The sequence below is a fragment of the Acidithiobacillus concretivorus genome (assembly GCF_018853445.1).
Taxonomy (GTDB): Bacteria; Pseudomonadota; Gammaproteobacteria; order Acidithiobacillales; family Acidithiobacillaceae; genus Acidithiobacillus; species Acidithiobacillus concretivorus.
Window position 1 is genome coordinate 1 of sequence record NZ_JABELD010000081.1, and the last position, 16,779, is coordinate 16,779.

Annotated in this window: 17 protein-coding genes; 13 read left to right on the top strand and 4 right to left on the bottom strand. The window is 54.1% G+C overall.

Features of this window, described 5'->3' with window-relative positions; all coding sequences use genetic code 11:
* The 3 genes from HJG40_RS11010 to HJG40_RS11020 all read right to left on the bottom strand — a co-directional run.
* Positions 1 to 743: APC family permease (locus tag HJG40_RS11010; RefSeq protein WP_215864234.1), on the bottom strand; the 743-nt coding region annotated here is incomplete at its 3' end.
* Between the two features lie 72 nt (positions 744 to 815).
* The gene (locus tag HJG40_RS11015) at positions 816 to 2,126 is read right to left on the bottom strand and encodes an AMP-binding protein (RefSeq protein ID WP_215864235.1); all 1,311 of its coding nucleotides are present in this window, start codon (positions 2,124 to 2,126) and stop codon (positions 816 to 818) included.
* 70 nt (positions 2,127 to 2,196) lie between these two features.
* Positions 2,197 to 2,601, bottom strand: a complete 405-nt coding sequence (locus HJG40_RS11020) for a PAS domain-containing protein (protein ID WP_215864236.1) — start codon at positions 2,599 to 2,601, stop codon at positions 2,197 to 2,199.
* A 241-nt stretch (positions 2,602 to 2,842) separates the two neighbouring features.
* Here HJG40_RS11020 and HJG40_RS11025 point away from each other — a divergent pair, with 241 nt between their 5' ends.
* The 10 genes from HJG40_RS11025 to rpoS all read left to right on the top strand — a co-directional run bounded on the left by HJG40_RS11025 (position 2,843) and on the right by rpoS (position 12,523).
* Positions 2,843 to 3,742 carry a MerR family transcriptional regulator gene (locus HJG40_RS11025; RefSeq protein ID WP_226857398.1) on the top strand — a complete coding sequence of 300 codons (900 nt, stop codon included), beginning with the start codon at positions 2,843 to 2,845 and terminating at the stop codon, positions 3,740 to 3,742.
* Between the two features lie 100 nt (positions 3,743 to 3,842).
* Positions 3,843 to 4,898, top strand: coding sequence for a CoB--CoM heterodisulfide reductase iron-sulfur subunit A family protein (locus HJG40_RS11030; protein ID WP_215864238.1), 1,056 nt, complete (start codon positions 3,843 to 3,845; stop codon positions 4,896 to 4,898).
* Between the two features lie 97 nt (positions 4,899 to 4,995).
* Positions 4,996 to 5,580, top strand: a complete 585-nt coding sequence (locus HJG40_RS11035) for a DUF3833 family protein (protein WP_368356104.1) — start codon at positions 4,996 to 4,998, stop codon at positions 5,578 to 5,580.
* Complete coding sequence (locus HJG40_RS11040; protein WP_215864240.1) at positions 5,577 to 6,347, top strand: SDR family NAD(P)-dependent oxidoreductase; 771 nt, start codon at positions 5,577 to 5,579, stop codon at positions 6,345 to 6,347. The genes HJG40_RS11035 and HJG40_RS11040 overlap by 4 nt, the downstream gene beginning before the upstream one ends.
* Before the next feature lie 258 nt (positions 6,348 to 6,605).
* Positions 6,606 to 7,769, top strand: coding sequence for a cation diffusion facilitator family transporter (locus HJG40_RS11045; RefSeq protein ID WP_215864241.1), 1,164 nt, complete (start codon positions 6,606 to 6,608; stop codon positions 7,767 to 7,769).
* A 169-nt stretch (positions 7,770 to 7,938) separates the two neighbouring features.
* Positions 7,939 to 9,354: a glutamate--ammonia ligase gene (gene glnA / locus HJG40_RS11050; RefSeq protein WP_215864242.1), complete on the top strand. Its 1,416-nt coding sequence runs from the start codon at positions 7,939 to 7,941 to the stop codon at positions 9,352 to 9,354.
* A 138-nt stretch (positions 9,355 to 9,492) separates the two neighbouring features.
* The gene (locus tag HJG40_RS11055; protein WP_215864243.1) at positions 9,493 to 10,056 is read left to right on the top strand and encodes a DUF4124 domain-containing protein; all 564 of its coding nucleotides are present in this window, start codon (positions 9,493 to 9,495) and stop codon (positions 10,054 to 10,056) included.
* Positions 10,057 to 10,155: 99 nt separating this feature from the next.
* Positions 10,156 to 10,914, top strand: coding sequence for a 5'/3'-nucleotidase SurE (gene surE / locus HJG40_RS11060; RefSeq protein ID WP_215864244.1), 759 nt, complete (start codon positions 10,156 to 10,158; stop codon positions 10,912 to 10,914).
* Positions 10,915 to 10,928: 14 nt separating this feature from the next.
* Positions 10,929 to 11,585, top strand: a complete 657-nt coding sequence (locus tag HJG40_RS11065) for a protein-L-isoaspartate(D-aspartate) O-methyltransferase (protein ID WP_215864245.1) — start codon at positions 10,929 to 10,931, stop codon at positions 11,583 to 11,585.
* A gap of 2 nt (positions 11,586 to 11,587) precedes the next feature.
* Positions 11,588 to 12,523 (top strand): RNA polymerase sigma factor RpoS, encoded by a 936-nt coding sequence (rpoS, locus tag HJG40_RS11070; RefSeq protein WP_215864246.1) that lies wholly within the window; start codon positions 11,588 to 11,590, stop codon positions 12,521 to 12,523.
* Positions 12,524 to 12,757: 234 nt separating this feature from the next.
* Here rpoS and HJG40_RS11075 read toward each other — a convergent pair whose 3' ends face one another.
* Positions 12,758 to 13,132 carry an Mth938-like domain-containing protein gene (locus tag HJG40_RS11075; RefSeq protein WP_215864247.1) on the bottom strand — a complete coding sequence of 125 codons (375 nt, stop codon included), beginning with the start codon at positions 13,130 to 13,132 and terminating at the stop codon, positions 12,758 to 12,760.
* 95 nt (positions 13,133 to 13,227) lie between these two features.
* Here HJG40_RS11075 and alaC point away from each other — a divergent pair, with 95 nt between their 5' ends.
* The 3 genes from alaC to thrC form a co-directional block, all read left to right on the top strand.
* Complete coding sequence (gene alaC / locus HJG40_RS11080; protein ID WP_215864248.1) at positions 13,228 to 14,409, top strand: alanine transaminase; 1,182 nt, start codon at positions 13,228 to 13,230, stop codon at positions 14,407 to 14,409.
* 11 nt (positions 14,410 to 14,420) lie between these two features.
* Positions 14,421 to 15,731, top strand: a complete 1,311-nt coding sequence (locus tag HJG40_RS11085) for a homoserine dehydrogenase (RefSeq protein ID WP_226857399.1) — start codon at positions 14,421 to 14,423, stop codon at positions 15,729 to 15,731.
* A 43-nt stretch (positions 15,732 to 15,774) separates the two neighbouring features.
* Positions 15,775 to 16,779: threonine synthase (thrC, locus tag HJG40_RS11090; RefSeq protein ID WP_215864249.1), on the top strand; the 1,005-nt coding region annotated here is incomplete at its 3' end.

Genomic DNA, 16,779 nt, shown 5'->3' on the forward strand with positions numbered 1-16,779 from the left:
ATTTCAATGTAGGCCATGGCCACAAAAAACAAGCCGACCATGCCCACGGAAAAGAGCATGACCTTGGGAATTGCCGTGCGCGCAGCCTGGGTTTCCCCGGCAAGGTTCCCGGCAGTTTCAAAACCGCCGTAAGCCAACAGGGATAATATTAAAGCCTGGGTAAACGGGCTTTGCTGCAGTTGCGTAAAATGCCATTGAGCCGGATCCTGCCAGCCAAAATGTCCCAGCGTAAATGCGGCAATCAACACAATGCAGGCGATGGAAAAAATCTCCACCCAAAGTCCCCAGCGGGCGGAAATTTCAATGCCGCGCCGCGCCAGTCGCCAGGCAATCAGCAGGTACACACAAGCAATAAGCGCAATCCAGCCAATGCCGTGAATGGGCCAGAAAAAGGCCAGGGCCTGCTCCAGAAACAGCCCCCCTAACAGGGGCGCGGCTGCCAGGGCACCAAAATATCCGGCAATCATGACAAAGCCCGCCAGCATCCCGGCAATGGGATGCAAGGCTTTGCTCAGATAAAAAAACAAGGAGCCGGGCGAAGGAAAATGCCGGGCCAAAATGCCAATTTGCAGGGCGACCAGCATCATCAGGATGCCGATGACGCTGTAGGCCAGCCAGGTAAAATTGCCACTGTGCACCGCCACCAGGGAAATGGTAACGGCGGGCATTGCCGAGGGGGTAATGTTGGCGACCGCATGGCCCCAAATTTCACTGGGGCTGACGGATTTGGAGCTGGAGTGCATAAATCGGGATGCTCATTATTTTGGCTGTAGTGAAAAATTATAAGGGGATAGCCCTATGAAAGCGATGAGGCGTTAGTCCGGCCAGTGTGAATACAGCCAGCGCCGACTGGGCTTACCATGAGGCACCGGCGCATCAGCCCAGAACTGTACCGCTGGAATGGATAGCGGATAGGGCTCTTGCCACTGTTTGCGTAATGTCGAGGCCCGCGTGCCGGGTATTTTTGCAACGGCTGTCAGATGTCGTGCTCCTGGTGCGCCGAGGATAATGCTTTCGGCCTCTGGATACTGGTCCGCCAACCGGGCTTCCTCCGCTTCAGGACGGATGCTGTGGCCATTTGCCAAACTGAATCCTCCATCTTCACGACCGCGCCAAAACAAACAGCCGCCGGAATCCTGGCTGACTTCATCGCCACTGTTGATCCAGCCCTGATCATTCTGAATGCTTTGCCAACCCGACGCAGACAGGCGGGCATCGGCTTGTCCGGGAGAATGATAATGGAGGGATTCGCCAAGCAATGCATATTCCACCAGGGAATATCCCAAGATAAATGGCTGAAACTCTCCGGGATGTCCTAGCGTTATTCCCGGTCCGGCTTCGCTTTGTCCATAACCCACCCGCAGCGCAGTGCCCTGGAGTTGATCGGCAAGGGATTTGCCAATGGGTGCGCCGCCAATGATGCCACCCTGTAAGCTATGCAGGAGTTTTGGGGTCAGCAGGCGAGCTATGCGCGGAACCGTCAAGAGATGGGTGCAGTCCTGGGGTGGATAGCGGGCGCGCTGTGCTTCTACCTGAATAACGCTACTTGCCATGCAGGCGGGCAGTAATTCCAGTACACCCGCAAAGGCATGGGCCCAGGGTAGCGTGTTCCAGAGCAGACTATCGGCGCTGAGTTGCAGCGCTGGTATATGGGTCGTCACTTGCCAATTTAACGCCGCAAAGCTGAGTCGGTAAGCATTTCCGACCCCCATACTGCCTGAGCTCCACAAAATCAGGGCCGCATCCTGATCGTCATGGATGCCACCTTCCTGCATTTCTTCCTGAATACGATCTGCCGGATAATGTATCCACAGCGCGGGCTGGAGCAGCTGCAGGCGGCGTTGGGTTTCCCGAGGATGCAGGGTGGGAAGTGGACAGAATATCCAGTCTCCCATCCAGCAGGCCAGCATATAGGCCAAATAAGCGGGACTGTTGGGTAGGCTGACGGCAATTCTGCTTCCAGGGATGATTTTGGCACGACGCCAGCGGGTTTTGATGCGGGCGGCTCTGGCCCAGAGCGACTGTCCCGGCCAGGCATGACTATTACCGTGTTGCTGCCAATCCAGCGCAAAACCCCGATGCAGACCTTCCGCCAGAAGCTGCAAAAAATCATGACGAGCTGACATGTTTAGGACCGCCCGCCCGCATCCATTGGCCTTAACAGCAAGCGCGGTTGATCCTGAAAATCTTCCTGCATCAGCCCAGATCCTCATACAACTGAATAATACGATCAATAAAAATAAAAAAAAGTGGACTTTTGCGCGGGTCAAAAAACATGTGCACATGGGCAGAAATAGGGCGGATACGATAGGTGAACGTATAGTAAAAATGCGCGTCCAGAGTACCATCCTGGATACCCTGACGAAATCTTCCACGAAACAGTCGGCTGGCCGTGCAGGGCGCAACTTCCGTGAAAAAATTGCGGCCTAGTACTTCGTCCGCACTCAAACCGCTAAGCCGCGCTTCTGCTGCGTTAAAAATTTTTACCTGAGCGTGACTGTCCAGAGCAATGATGCCAAAACTCTGCCGGTCAGCCATCTGCTTATTGATTTGGTCGGGGTTGTTCAGGATGGCATCTGCAACAAAAGTGTTAGCTAACATTCACGTTCCTTGGACAAAAAGACAATAACCGGCAGAACAGAATTTATGCCATGATACTGTCCTGCAGTAGTGCGACCGCCAGAATTCTCTCAAGTCATGGGCTTTCCTGATCATTTATGGGACGATACATCCGGCAAATGTGTACAGGAGCCCGAGCGGCAATGATAAAATAGATTGCTATTCAGGGTCCATATGTTAATAAGGCGTCATATACAAAAAGGGAACAGTGGTGGATATCAGTATGGATGAAACAGAAGAACCGCAATTTCCAATCAGTGTGGTTGAGCAGGAAACCGGTATTTCAAAAGAGTTGCTGCGCATGTGGGAAAGACGATACGCATTTCCGGTGCCGGGTCGGGATGCGGCAGGTAACCGTCTGTATAGTCGTGCGCAGATTGATCGGTTGCACCGGATTAATCAATTACTGGCCGCAGGGTATCGGCCGGGTGCCGTGGTGGGTGCCGATGCGCAGAAAATCGACAACCTGGTGGCTGAAATTCCTGCGCAGCACTCTGCACCTCGTGAAGATCCCGCAGTGCTGGCAGAAGCCCTCCAGATACTGGCCTCCGATCGCCCCGAACAGTTGCGTACTTACATGCGTCGTCAGTTGCAACAGGAAGGGCTCCCCCGTTTCGTGTTGCAGGTGGCAGCGCCATTGCTGCAGCGCGTCGCTCGCGCCCGAATAATGGGCGAAATAAAGCCTTATCGGGAGGGCTGCCTTCAGGAGCTGCTGATGGAATGTCTTTATGTGGCGACCAGCCAGTTGCCGGGCGGTGAAACGCGCCTGCGGGTTTTGTTGGCGAGTTTTCCTGGAGAGGGACGCACGCTGGAATTGCAGATGACCCGCGCCCTGCTGATGGGTGAGGGTGTAGATGTTTTGTTCATCGGTTCTGAGCCGCAAGTGGACGATTTGATTGCGGCAGCAGAATCCTGTCATGCGCAGGTGATTCATCTGGCGGTATCGGCAGCTTCAGTCAATGCGCAGAATCGCCAGCTATTGCATGATCTGCAACAGCGCATGCCTGCAGGAGTCAACTTGTGGTTGGGAGGTAGCGGTTGCCAAGAGTTGGGGGCCGCAAATGATGAATCCTGTTTTGTACGCTTGCAGGATATGTTGAAAGCTATTCGCGAATGGGCTTGAATCTGGTTTGCGATGACTAACATTTGTTTACTACAAATGATTGACAAAGCTCTGGGCGTGGTCTAAATTTCAATCGTCGATTGAATTCCAGGAGCGTGTCATGGCAAACACAGATTCAGTGCTGGTAGTAGGAGCGGGTCCCGCAGGTCTTTCAGCAGCAGCGACCATTGCCTCCATGGGAAAAAAAGCCGTCATCGTTGAGAAAGAGGATGTATTAGGCGGCGCACCGATTATTTCCGGTTATGCGCGTCTGGTACCTTCTGGTGAATGGGCCAAAGATGCCATCGGTCGTATGGTGAGTCGAGTCACTGGTAACAAAGATGTGGCGATCCATACCTCTACAAAAGTTACTCAGTTTGAAGGTGAAGCGGGCAATTTTACGGCAACATTGAGTTCCGGTGAGAAAATAGATGCAGGTTCTGTGGTTCTGGCTACCGGCTTTACGCATTTCGATTCTATCAATAAACCTGAATGGGGATTTGGTACCTATGAGGATGTGCTGACCACAACCCAGATGGAACAGATGGTCGCAACTGGACAAATTCGTTGTCCTTCGGATGGAAGAGTTCCGGAGCGGGTCGCGATATTATTGTGCGTAGGTTCTCGCGACCGCCAAATCGGTAGAGAGTGGTGTTCCAAGATCTGCTGCACGGTATCGACAAATCTGGCCATGGAAATCAAGGAAATGTCACCAACTACAGATGTTTTCATTTATTACATGGACATTCGTACATTTGGTCTTTACGAAGATAAGTTCTATTGGAAAAGTCAGGAAGAATTCAAAACCAAGTTCGTCAAGGCACGTATTGCCGAAGTAACCAAATCTCCGGATGGACGCTTACTGGTCAAAGGTGAAGATACTCTGGTTAAACGTCCTATTGTTATTCCCATGGACATGGTGGTACATGCTATTGGTATGGATCCCAATGCGCTGAATCCTGAAATTGCCAAGGTATTCGGTATCGGTCTTGAAAAACACGGTTTTATTGATCGCGCCGAGCAATATACCAACACTCAAGGAACAACCCGCAGGGGCATTTATGTATGTGGTGCAGCCACAGGTCCCGAGACTATTGATGATTCAATGGCACAGGGTCAATCTGCCGGTGCCCGGGCGGTAGCTGATTTGTATCAATTGCTGGCGGCCTCTGCCTGATTCTCAGGCTTTTATGAGTTTTCTCCAGTTGTAGATTCTGGTGGCCTTGAGGGATGCTATGCATCCCTCTTTTTTGCTGTATAAATACCCCTGAACAGTGTTCACACATTCGATTGGCAGGCGCACTATGAAACAGTACGAATCATCGCTTCCGGTATTTCATATCAATCAATTTTTCAATGGTCCTGCGGTGGCTACGGGAATTTTTCAGGACCGATCAGGTAAAGTGGTCAATCGTTTTATCATGTATTTGTTGGGGACGTGGCAGACAGATTCGGTTGGTTCCCTGAGCGAAAAATTTCTGTTTCTGGATAATGACGGTAAAGCCACTCACGCTGAGCGTTTATGGCAATTACAGGTGACCGGCGCTCATAAATTTACCGCCACGGCACAAGGTTCCGCAGGGGATATTGTGGGGCTTGCCCAGGGAGAAGCTGAAGGCTTTGCCATGCGCTGGCGGTATACGGTAAGACAACCGGTGGGTAAACGGTTTTTCAATTTGCGGGTGGACGACTGGATGTATTTGATTGATAAAGATCATGTTGTTAACCGGAGTAAAATGCGCTTTTTAGGCTTTTTTGTGGGTGACGTGAGCATTGAAATCCATCGCTTGGCGGATACGCCAGAAAATCGTAAAGCCATGCTGCAGTTACCGTGCGTGGGTGATGCGGTGCCCGTATGAGCGATAAGTCCTACTGGCAGGGTAAACGTTGCTGGTTGATCGGGGCCAGTACCGGAATCGGTGCTGCCTGTGCCGAAGCACTGAATGCCCAAGGTGCCCGGCTTGCGCTGACGGCACGCAAGCCAGCCCCGCTTGTGGACCTGGCCGACAAGCTGGGTAACGATAACACCCTGGTTTGCCCCGCCGATGTGACGACTCCGGATGATCTACACAAAGCCTATACAGATATATGCGAACAATGGGGCGGTCTGGATGTTCTGCTGTTTCTTGCCGGCACCTATCAGGCTGCACGGAGCTGGGAACTCAACCCGGATCAGGCTCGTCAGGCCATCAGCACCAATTATCTGGGCGCGGTAGATGCTATACATACGGTCCTTGCCGATTGGCTTGCGGCCGGACAGGGGCAGATCGTCCTGACCTCCAGCGTTGCCGGTCTGCGCGGTTTGCCGCAGTCTTTATATTACGGACCCAGCAAAGCGGCACTGACCCATTTCGCCGAAGTCCTGCATCTGGATCTGGAACCCAAGGGGATCAAGGTTCAGGTCATTCATCCCGGCTTTGTTGCGACGCCCCTGACCGCGCACAACGATTTTCCCATGCCCAATTTAATCAGCCCCGAACAGGCAGCCACGGAAATTCTGGCAGGTATGGAAAATAATGCGTTTGAAATTCACTTCCCCCGCGCCTTCACCCGTAAGCTCAAGTTTCTACGTTGCCTGCCCTATCGCTGGTATTTTTCGTTGATTCACCGTTCTACGGGGCTGTAGATAAACGGCGTCAAAAGCCAAGTACCCGCAAAGCTCTTCATCAACCCGAGCCATTAGAAGCAAGTTAACCAATGAACAAGGGCTTTTCTACGCCAGACACTAGACACTTCGGCTGAATAAATGTCGTTGAGCTTGGCTGTAATCGCCTCCGGCCACAACCAACCAGTATTCCCCACTTATCCTGCACACCCATTTCCCGCTATCATGTTGCTACGGAACCCGCCAGAAGTGTCCCAACAACATCAGAGGTCAGGAAGCGTGACAGAAACCATCAGTCGTAGTGATCGCGGTAAAAAGAATATGCGCGTGACCCTGATGGGAGCGGGGACTAATTTGGTGCTGTTTTTTACCAAGTTGGCGGGGGGTATTTTCGGTCACTCCGATGCTTTGGTGGCCGATGCGGTGCATTCTTTATCTGATCTGCTTTCGGATTTGGGCCTGATTCTGGCCATGCATTTCAGCAGCCAGCCGCCGGATCAGGAACATCCATACGGGCATGAGCGTTTCGAGACGCTGGCGGCGTTGGGCACAGGTACGCTACTGGCGCTGAATGGTACGGGTATTGGCTATGAAGCTGTGCAACGTCTGGTGATTGGACATTACGGGATGCCTGCGGTCTGGACTTTGTATATTGCCGCCTTTGCCATTTTCGCCAAGGAAACCCTCTATCAGATTACCATTCGGGTGGCGCGTAAAACCCGCTCGGCAGCATTACGGGCCAATGCCTGGGATCATCGTACGGATGCGATTTCCAGCGTTATTGTGTTGATTGGTATTGGCGGGAGCCTTTTGGGCGCGCCTTATCTGGATTCGGTGGTGGCCCTGATTGTGGCCTTGATGGTGCTGCGTATTGGCCTGGTGACCGCCTGGGAGGCACTGCAGGAACTGGCGGACCGGGGGCTGGACGATGTGGTGTTAGCGCAAATTCGCGAGGTGATTCTGGGCTGCGAAGGTGTGCGCGACCTGCACCTGCTCAAGACGCGCAAGTTAGGGCATCAGGCTCTGGCTGAGGTGCATCTGCAAGTCACTAACCCGCTACTCAGTGTCTCCGAGGGACATCAGATTGCCGAGCGGGTGCGTATGTCCCTGCTGCAGGCGGTGGATGATCTGGTAGATGCCACCATTCACATTGATAGTGAAAATGATGAGGAAGGTGGTGCTATGCTGCCGCCGCGCAGTGAAATTGATGAAAAGGTAGAATCCGGATTGCTGGCCCGTAATTTGCCTCTACCTCAACAAATGACTTTGCATTATCTGAAAGATGGTGTGGTGATTTGCTTGCGTTACCCTTTTCCGCCTGCAGCGAGTCTGGAGAGTTTGCAAGCGCAGGAAAGACAGATTCAGGAGGCCTTGCGGGGAAAGGTTTCCGGCTTGCAGCGGGTGGATGTCGCCTGGCAGACCTCCGCCACGGAAAAGGAATGAGAAATTGTGCACAATGTTGGTGCAGAGCGTTTGATTGCACTGTTATGGGGTGCTAATTTGGTGCAATAATCCACTAGGATTCTGTGGGTGCTTCATTTGAATGTGGTATCAGTTTTGCATGCTTAATGGTATTCAGGTCGTACGTATTTCTTGATTGGAGGAGAAGCAGATGGGTCACAGCCCGAAAGATGTGCTGAAGTTGATTAAAGAAAAAGACGTCAAGTTTATTGATTTCCGTTTCACCGACACCAAAGGCAAGGAGCAGCATGTTTCTGTGCCTTCCCACACCATGGAAGAAGACACTTTTGTAGAAGGCAAGGCCTTTGATGGTTCTTCCATTGCCGGTTGGAAAGGGATCAACGAATCCGACATGATTTTGCTGCCTGATCCTGATTCCGCCGTGCTTGACCCCTTCACTGACGAAGCGACCCTGAATATTCGTTGTGATGTCATCGAACCGGTTACCGGTCAGGGTTATGAGCGCGATCCGCGTTCGGTTGCCAAACGTGCTGAAGCCTATCTGAAAAGTACCGGCATTGCCGATACCGCTTATTTTGGCCCCGAAAATGAATTTTTTGTCTTTGATTCGGTGACCTGGAACATCGACATGAGCGGCTGCGGCTACAAGGTCGATGCTGAAGAAGCTGCCTGGAATTCCGGTAAGGAATATGAATCCGGCAACATGGGCCATCGTCCTGGTGTGAAGGGTGGATATTTCCCCGTCCCACCGGTAGATTCTGCTCAGGACCTGCGTTCAGCCATGTGTCTGGCGCTGGAAGAAATGGGTCTGAAGGTGGAAGTCCATCACCACGAAGTGGCTACCGCCGGTCAGCATGAAATTGGCGTGGGCTTCAGCACCCTGACTCGCAAAGCCGACGAAGTACAGATTCTGAAATACGTGATTCACAATGTCGCCGCCGCTTACGGTCAGACGGCCACCTTCATGCCCAAGCCCATTGTCGGTGACAACGGTAGTGGCATGCACGTCCATCAGTCGCTCGCCAAGGACGGCAAAAACCTGTTCTCGGGTGATTTGTACGGTGGTTTGTCGGAACTGGCCATTTATTACATCGGCGGTATCATCAAGCACGCCAAGGCTATCAACGCGCTGACCAATCCCAGTACCAACAGCTACAAGCGTTTGGTCCCCCACTATGAAGCGCCGGTGTTGCTGGCTTATTCGGCAAAAAACCGCTCTGCTTCCATTCGTATTCCCTTTGTCAACAGCCCCAAGGCGCGGCGTATTGAGGTTCGGTTCCCGGATTCCACGGCCAACCCCTACCTGGCTTTCGCGGCGATGATGATGGCTGGTCTGGATGGTATTCAGAATAAAATTCATCCCGGCGATGCCATGGACAAGAACCTCTATGATCTGCCCGCCGAAGAGCAGTCCAACATTCCGGGCGTGGCCGCTTCTCTGGAAGAAGCCTTGCGCGCTTTGGAGGCGGACCATGAGTTCCTGATGAAGGGCGGCGTTTTCAGTCAGAGCTGGCTGGAAGGTTATCTGGATGTGAAATGGGCGGAAGTGCAGGCTCTGCGCGTCACCACCCATCCGGTGGAATTCCAGATGTACTACAGCCTCTGAGCCTATAGCGGGCGGTCTGGCCCGCTGTTTTGCAGAAATAAAGGCCTCGCAGCATGCGGGGCCTTTTTATTGCTGCGCCTTGACAATCGTGAGCGGGGCGACCATATAAGTTGCGCTGGATGATGGGGAGATTGGTTGATGAAAAATGCAAGTATTTGTGGTGGAGCAGGCACTTTTGTGCGCCGCAGTGTGATGATGACTCTGCTGCTGGCCGGGACTTTCAGCGTGCTGGCTAATGCCGAAACTATTTACCGCTGGGTGGGTAGTAACGGTGTGGTGAGTTATGGAGAAAATCCGCCCGCAGGTGCCAAGGGGGTTGAGCAAATTGCCGGTGCGCCTCAGCAATCGGTGAGTACGCCTGCAGAAGTTCAGAGTCCTCCAGAAGGGGCGCCGAATATTCAGCCCAAAGTAGACAAGCCGGAAGTGAATGCGAGTAATCCTGCCCGTAAACGTCTGGAAGCCGAATTGGCTGCGGCGCGTCTGCAATTGCTGCAGGCAACCCATAATTATCAACAGGGTAAAGCTATTCGCACCGGAAATGAAAGAAATTATGCCCGTTATTTGCAACGGGTAAATGGTCTGAAGCAGGAAATGGATAACGCCCAGATGCGGGTTATGTTATTGCAGCATCAACTGGAACAGATTCCGGAAACGACCGCTCCAGCATCACTGGCACCCCTGCAAGGGCGTCAGGCGCACTAAGTCGGGTTGCGGTCTTGTCCCGATGAAGAATTGGGATAGACCGGCAATGTCTTCGTGGCTTAGTATATCAGCCTAGATAAAGACCGTCAGGGAGATCAAATGCCACGTTTCTTGCTCAGTAACGATGACGGGTATCTGGCACCGGGACTGGCAGCACTGGCCCAAGCGATCACTCCTCTCGGCGAGGTCGAGGTTCTGGCGCCGGAGCAGGATCGTAGCGGCGCCAGCAATTCTCTCACCCTTGATCGTCCACTGCGTATGCGTACCGGCCTCAATGGTTTTCATTATCTGGTGGGTGGTACCCCAACCGATTGCGTGCATCTGGCGGTGACCGGTCTTTTTGCCGAAGCCCCGGATATGGTGATTTCCGGTATTAACCGGGGCGCTAACATGGGCGATGACGTGCTTTACTCCGGCACCGTCGCTGCGGCGACCGAGGGACGTTTTCTGGGTCTACCAGCCATTGCCGTGTCTCTGGCGGGTCGTGATTGCAGTCACTTTGAAACGGCAGCCAGGGTCGCTGCCACCCTGGTCACCGGCGTGCTTAGTCATGCGCTGCCTGCAGACACCATTCTTAACGTGAATGTGCCCGATCTGCCCTATGCGCAATTGCGGGGCTTTGAAGTCACCCGTCTGGGGCGACGCCACAAAAGTGATATGGTGATTCCTGCTGCGGACCCGCGCGGCGATCCGGTTTACTGGATTGGCCCTTCCGGGCGGGAAGCAGACGCCGGGCCGGGAACGGATTTTGATGCGGTACGTCGGGGGTATGTCTCCATTACTCCTCTGGATCTGGATATGACCCGATACAATTTTCTGGAAGACTTAAGTCAGTGGCTGCGCACTTGCCAGTCCTAAATCCGGAAGTGGGTATGATTTCTCCCCGTACCCGAGGGAGGATGGTGCTACGCCTGCGGGCGGCGGGTATTCGTGATGAGCGGGTGCTGGATGTGATGAATCAGGTGCCGCGCCATCATTTTGTGGCTCAGGCCTTGGCGGGACGGGCCTACGAACTGGTCTCCCTGCCCATTGGTTATGGTCAGACCATCTCTCAGCCGTGGACGGTGGCACGGATGATGGAGGCTATTCTCGAAAACAACCCGATCCCCCGGCGCATTCTGGAAATCGGGACCGGTTCGGCTTATCAGACGGCGCTTCTGGCGGAACTGGGGGCGGAAGTGTTTACGGTGGAACGCATTGGTCCCCTGCATCATCATGCGGATAAAGTGCTGAGCCGACTGGGTTACTCCCAGGTGCATTTGTTGCATGGTGATGGTAGTGGCGGCTGGCCGGAGCAGGGGCCGTATGATGCCATTGTGATTACGGCGGCGGTTCCTTGTGCTTTGGCCCCCTTATATCGCCAGTTACGGGCTGGCGGTCGCCTGGTAATGCCGGTGGAAGATCGGGGCAAGCAACATTTGCAGGTCAGCCATTGGGATGGTCATGAAGCCCTGATCAGTCATCTGGGCGATTGTTTTTTTGTTCCATTACTTGCTGGTACGGTTTCATTAGCCTCTGGAGAGTGTTAAGCATGAACGACGCGATCAGAGAAGAGCAAGAAGATCTTTCCGTGGAGTCCGTGGATACGGCAGATGAAACGCCGGAAACTACCGAGGAGGATTACGGCGAGGCCCCCGACTGGGATGCTACCCGCTGTTATCTGAGGGAAATCGGTCATAATCCGCTGCTGACGGCAGAGCAGGAAATTTCTTTGGGACGGCTCGTTCAGGCAGGTGATGCGGCCGCTCGTGACACTATGATCGAGAGTAACTTGCGTCTGGTGGTCAAATTGGCCAGACGTTACATCCACCGTGGCCTGCCCCTTCTGGATTTGATTGAAGAGGGAAACCTGGGTCTGATTCGTGCCGTGGAAAAATTTGACCCGGAAAAGGGTTTCCGTTTTTCGACTTACGCTACCTGGTGGATACGCCAGAATATCGAACGGGCCCTGATGAATCAGACGCGCACCATTCGTCTGCCTATTCATGTGATGAAAGAACTGAGTAGCGTCTTGCGTGCGGCACGCTGTCTGGGCCAGACCCTGCAGCGCGATCCAACGCCTGAGGAAGTGGCTGCGGCCATGGATCGGCCTGTGGACGAAATTCGCAGCTGTCTGGAAAATGACGGCAAGGTGACCAGCCTCGATGTGCCTCATGGTCGCGAATCTGAGCGCCCCTTGGCCGATGTGATTGCTGATATGGCAAATCCCGGCGTTGAAGCGGCTTTTGCTGAGCAGGATTTGTCCCTGCAGATTCATCAATGGATTGGTGCCATGTCTGAAAAACATCGGCAGGTACTGTTCTGGCGCTTTGGTCTGGATGGTACGGAGGGGGCGACTCTGGAAGATGTCGGTAACCGTCTGGGTATCACCCGGGAGCGGGTGCGGCAGATCCAGGTGGAAGCTTTGCTGGTGTTACGTCACCGTATTGAAGAAGAAGGTCTGACTACAGAATCCCTGTTCGGGTGAGGCAGACCCCGGCAGGCCGGTGGCAGGGAGGCTTTTTGCGCCAACGTCCCTTGCCTGTTGTTCTAAGGTTCATCCTGCTGTCAGGAGAGAACTCGCCCTTTGGGCTCAGACAGCTCTCCTGACGGGCGCAGGATTTCGCCAAGAACAACCACGGCGCGGGCCAAAGTCGCTGCAAAGCCTCCCCGCCACCGGCCTGCCAGGGTCTGCTTTTCAAGATCTCTTACCCAAAATAATTCAGGTCTCTGGATGCATCAGGGCGGCGAGCACCATGCGGTCTTCGGCCATTAAAATGTTGTAAGTCCGACAGGCTGCGCTGGTATCCATGACTTCCACAGGAATGCCAGCATTGCGCAGGGCTACCATCAGTTGCAAAGGAAAATACTGTTTTTTGCCGGTGCCCAGGAGCATGACGTCCGGCTTACGGGCGAGCACTTCGTTAAAATGCTCCAGACCGAGCCCTTCAGCACTCTCCGGTCCCCAGGGGCTCTGCAGCCAGTCCGCCGCTACCAACAATCCATGGCTGTAATACTGGCCGCGAACCACGATGCCGTCTTGCCCATAGCCATTGATGAGATTGTATTGGGCGTCCTGTTGCAGGTGTAATTTCATGACTTTCCTCCATGATGCGGATTGACAGGCCAGCGTAGCCTCTCTATTGTTCTTCGGTTTCGGTATTCACGACAACCCTTGAAGGCCTGTGTCCCATGAACAGTGATTTTGAACGTATCCGCCGTTTGCCCCCTTACGTGTTTAATATTGTCACTGACCTGAAAAATCAGGCCCGTAAGCGCGGTGAGGATATTATCGACTTTGGCATGGGAAATCCCGACCAGCCCACGCCCCAGAATATTGTCGATAAGCTCTGCGAGACCGCCCAGCGCGGGGATACCCATCGTTACAGTGTATCCCGGGGTATTCCCCGGCTGCGGCGCGCTATCACGACCTGGTACGAACAGCGTTTTGGGGTGGCTCTTGATCCTGAGTCAGAGGCCATTGTGACCATTGGTTCCAAGGAAGGTATTGCACATCTGGCCCTGGCTACCATGGGCCCCGGAGATACGGTGCTGGTTCCGAGTCCGACTTATCCCATTCATCCCTACGGTTTTGTGATTGCCGGCGCAGACGTGCGTCATGTGCCGATGCTGCCGGGTGTGGATTTTTTCGAGGAACTGGAAAAAGCCGTCAAGGCCGCCTGGCCCAAGCCGAAAATGCTGGTCATTAATTTTCCACATAATCCGACCGCAGCGGTGGTTGATCTGGATTTTTTCAGGCGGATTGTGGAATTTGCCAAGGAGCATCGCATCTGGGTGGTGCATGATCTGGCTTATGCTGACATTGTCTTTGATGGCTATCAGGCGCCCAGCTTTTTGCAGGTGCCGGGGGCCAAAGATGTGGGGGTCGAATTTTTCACGTTGTCCAAGAGCTATAACATGCCCGGCTGGCGGGTCGGCTTTGCCGTAGGTAATCCCAAGCTGGTGGGTGCCCTGGCGCGCATGAAAAGTTATCTGGATTACGGCACCTTCACCCCCATTCAGGTGGCGGCCATTACGGCACTGGAAGGCCCTCAGGACTGTGTGGAAGACATTCGCCTGATGTATGAACAGCGCCGCGATGTGCTTTGCGAGGGACTGGATGCAGCAGGTTGGGCGGTGGAAAAGCCCAAGGCAACCATGTTTGTCTGGGCGCGTATTCCGGAAAATCTGCGCAAAATGGGCTCGCTGGAGTTTTCCAAACTGGTGCTGGACCGGGCCAAGGTGGCGGTCAGTCCTGGCATTGGCTTTGGTGAACTGGGTGACGAATATGTGCGTTTTGGTCTGGTGGAAAACGAACATCGTACCCGTCAGGCCATCCGTGGAATCAAACAAATGTTCCGTGAGGATTTATGATGAGCGACAGTATGGATCCTGTCCGTATTGGTATTCTGGGAATGGGCACTGTCGGTCAGGGCACGGTGCGGGTGTTGGCACGTAATGCCGAAGAAATCACCCGTCGGGTCGGTCGGGATTTACGGGTGGTTCATGCTGCAGTGCGGAATCCGGCGCGTCTGGAAGCATTGAACCTGCAGGCGCGAATCAGCACCGATCCGTGGGCCGTGGTGCGCGATCCGGAAGTGGATGTGCTGGTGGAAGTCATGGGCGGTACAGGACTCTCCAGAGAATTGATTCTGGCAGCTATTGCCGCAGGCAAGCATGTGGTGACGGCCAATAAAGCCCTGCTCGCTGAACATGGTAACGAAATTTTTGCCGCCGCCCAGCAACAGGGAGTGATGGTGGCCTTTGAAGCAGCCGTAGCCGGAGCCATTCCGATTATTAAAGCCATCCGCGAAGGTTTGGCAGGGAATCGCATTCAATGGCTGGCGGGTATCATCAACGGCACCAGTAACTATATTTTGACCCAGATGTTTCGTGAAGGTTGGGATTTTCAGCAGGCTCTGACCGAGGCCCAGCGCCTGGGCTACGCCGAAGCGGACCCCGGGCTGGATGTGGACGGGGGGGATGCAGCCCACAAAATCACGCTGATGGCTTCCATTGCTTTTGGCATTCCGGTGGACTTTGCACACTGCCATGTCGAGGGGATTCGTGCTCTGGAGCGGGATGATGTGGTGTATGCAGCAGAACTCGGTTATCGCATCAAGCTCCTGGGTATCTCCCGGCGTCGCGCCGATGGTGTGGAACTGCGCGTTCATCCGACCCTGATTCCCGAAAGTCATTTGCTGGCCAATGTCGAAGGCCCCTTCAACGCCATTCTCGTCGAAAGCGATGCGGCTGGACAAAGCCTGTATTACGGGCGCGGTGCGGGTGGTGATCCTACGGCCAGTGCGGTGGTGGCTGATCTGGTGGATGTGGCCCGGACGATGACGGCAGATCCCAGCAACCGCGTGCCGCATCTGGCTTTTCAACCGGACGCCTTGAGTGCATTGCCGCTGCTGCCCATGGCTGAAGTGGAGAGCGCTTACTATTTGCGCATTCATGCCCATAATCGCGCTGGCGTTTTAGCCCAGGTGGCGACCATGCTGGCAGAACACCAGATTTCCATTGAGGCTTTGCTGCAAAAAGAAGCTCAGGAGGCCGATACGGTTCCCATCGTGCTGTTGCTGCACCGTTGCCGCGAAGGCGATCTGAAGCAGGCCATTAGCCGCATTGAAGCCCTTCCGGTAGTGGCTCGTCCCGTTTTACGGCTGCGAGTCGAAAGTCTGGCCGAACAGTGAATCCGCTTTCCGAATCCATTTTTTATTGCTTCAGGAATTAGTCATGACGCGTTATACCGGTATTATTGATCGTTACCGTGATTTTTTGCCCCTGGCCCCGGATACCCAGGCAGTCAGCCTCGGTGAGGGGAATACGCCGCTCATCGAATGTCTGAATCTTCCGCGTCAGTTGGGAGTGGATATTCGCCTGTTTCTCAAATTCGAGGGGCTGAACCCCACCGGTTCTTTCAAGGATCGGGGCATGACCATGGCGGTAACCAAGGCCAAGGAAGATGGCAGTGAGATGGTCATCTGCGCTTCCACAGGAAACACATCTGCGGCTGCAGCGGCCTATGCGGCGCGGGCCGGAATGCAGGCTTTTGTGGTGATCCCGGAAGGGAAAATTGCTTTGGGCAAGTTATCTCAGGCCATGATGCACGGCGCGTTGGTCTTGCAAATTCGCGGCAATTTTGACGAAGGCATGCAGATTGTGCAGGAAGTGGCTGCCAATGCACCCATTACCCTGGTCAATTCTGTGAACCCCTACCGTCTGCAGGGCCAGAAAACCGCTGCCTTTGAAATTATCGAGGCCTTGGGCGAAGCGCCTGATTATCACGTATTGCCCGTTGGTAATGCGGGTAATATCACTGCCCATTGGATGGGTTACTGCGAAGCCACCGATGGTCGTGCTGATGCCTCCCAAGTGTTGACCACCGCCTGCAAATTCTGCAACGGAGTGTGTCGCTATGGTCATGGCAAACCCGGAAAACGACCGAAGATGCTTGGTTTTCAGGCAGAGGGCAGCGCGCCGTTTATGGCCGGCGCGTTTGTGAAAAATCCGGAAACCATTGCGACGGCCATTCGTATCGGGCATCCCATGTCCTGGGATCAGGCGCACCGGGTGCAGGAAGAAAGTGGTGGCTGGTTTGGTAGCCACAGCGATACCCAAATCCTCGAAGCCCAGCGCTGGTTAGCCAAATTTGAAGGTGTGTTTTGTGAACCTGCCTCCGCCACTTCGGTCGCGGGCGTTGTTGCCGCAGCCCGCGCCGGAAAAATCGAGGCGGGGGCC

Coding starts and splice junctions, on each gene's coding strand:
- HJG40_RS11065 (WP_215864245.1), top strand. CDS start 10,929: ATGATTTCTCCCCGTACCCGAGGGAGGATGGTGCTACGCCTGCGGGCG.
- HJG40_RS11055 (WP_215864243.1), top strand. CDS start 9,493: ATGAAAAATGCAAGTATTTGTGGTGGAGCAGGCACTTTTGTGCGCCGC.
- HJG40_RS11040 (WP_215864240.1), top strand. CDS start 5,577: ATGAGCGATAAGTCCTACTGGCAGGGTAAACGTTGCTGGTTGATCGGG.
- HJG40_RS11015 (WP_215864235.1), bottom strand. CDS start 2,126: ATGTCAGCTCGTCATGATTTTTTGCAGCTTCTGGCGGAAGGTCTGCAT.
- HJG40_RS11030 (WP_215864238.1), top strand. CDS start 3,843: ATGGCAAACACAGATTCAGTGCTGGTAGTAGGAGCGGGTCCCGCAGGT.
- HJG40_RS11020 (WP_215864236.1), bottom strand. CDS start 2,601: ATGTTAGCTAACACTTTTGTTGCAGATGCCATCCTGAACAACCCCGAC.
- glnA (WP_215864242.1), top strand. CDS start 7,939: ATGGGTCACAGCCCGAAAGATGTGCTGAAGTTGATTAAAGAAAAAGAC.
- alaC (WP_215864248.1), top strand. CDS start 13,228: ATGAACAGTGATTTTGAACGTATCCGCCGTTTGCCCCCTTACGTGTTT.
- HJG40_RS11025 (WP_226857398.1), top strand. CDS start 2,843: ATGGATGAAACAGAAGAACCGCAATTTCCAATCAGTGTGGTTGAGCAG.
- HJG40_RS11075 (WP_215864247.1), bottom strand. CDS start 13,132: ATGAAATTACACCTGCAACAGGACGCCCAATACAATCTCATCAATGGC.
- rpoS (WP_215864246.1), top strand. CDS start 11,588: ATGAACGACGCGATCAGAGAAGAGCAAGAAGATCTTTCCGTGGAGTCC.
- surE (WP_215864244.1), top strand. CDS start 10,156: ATGCCACGTTTCTTGCTCAGTAACGATGACGGGTATCTGGCACCGGGA.
- HJG40_RS11085 (WP_226857399.1), top strand. CDS start 14,421: ATGGATCCTGTCCGTATTGGTATTCTGGGAATGGGCACTGTCGGTCAG.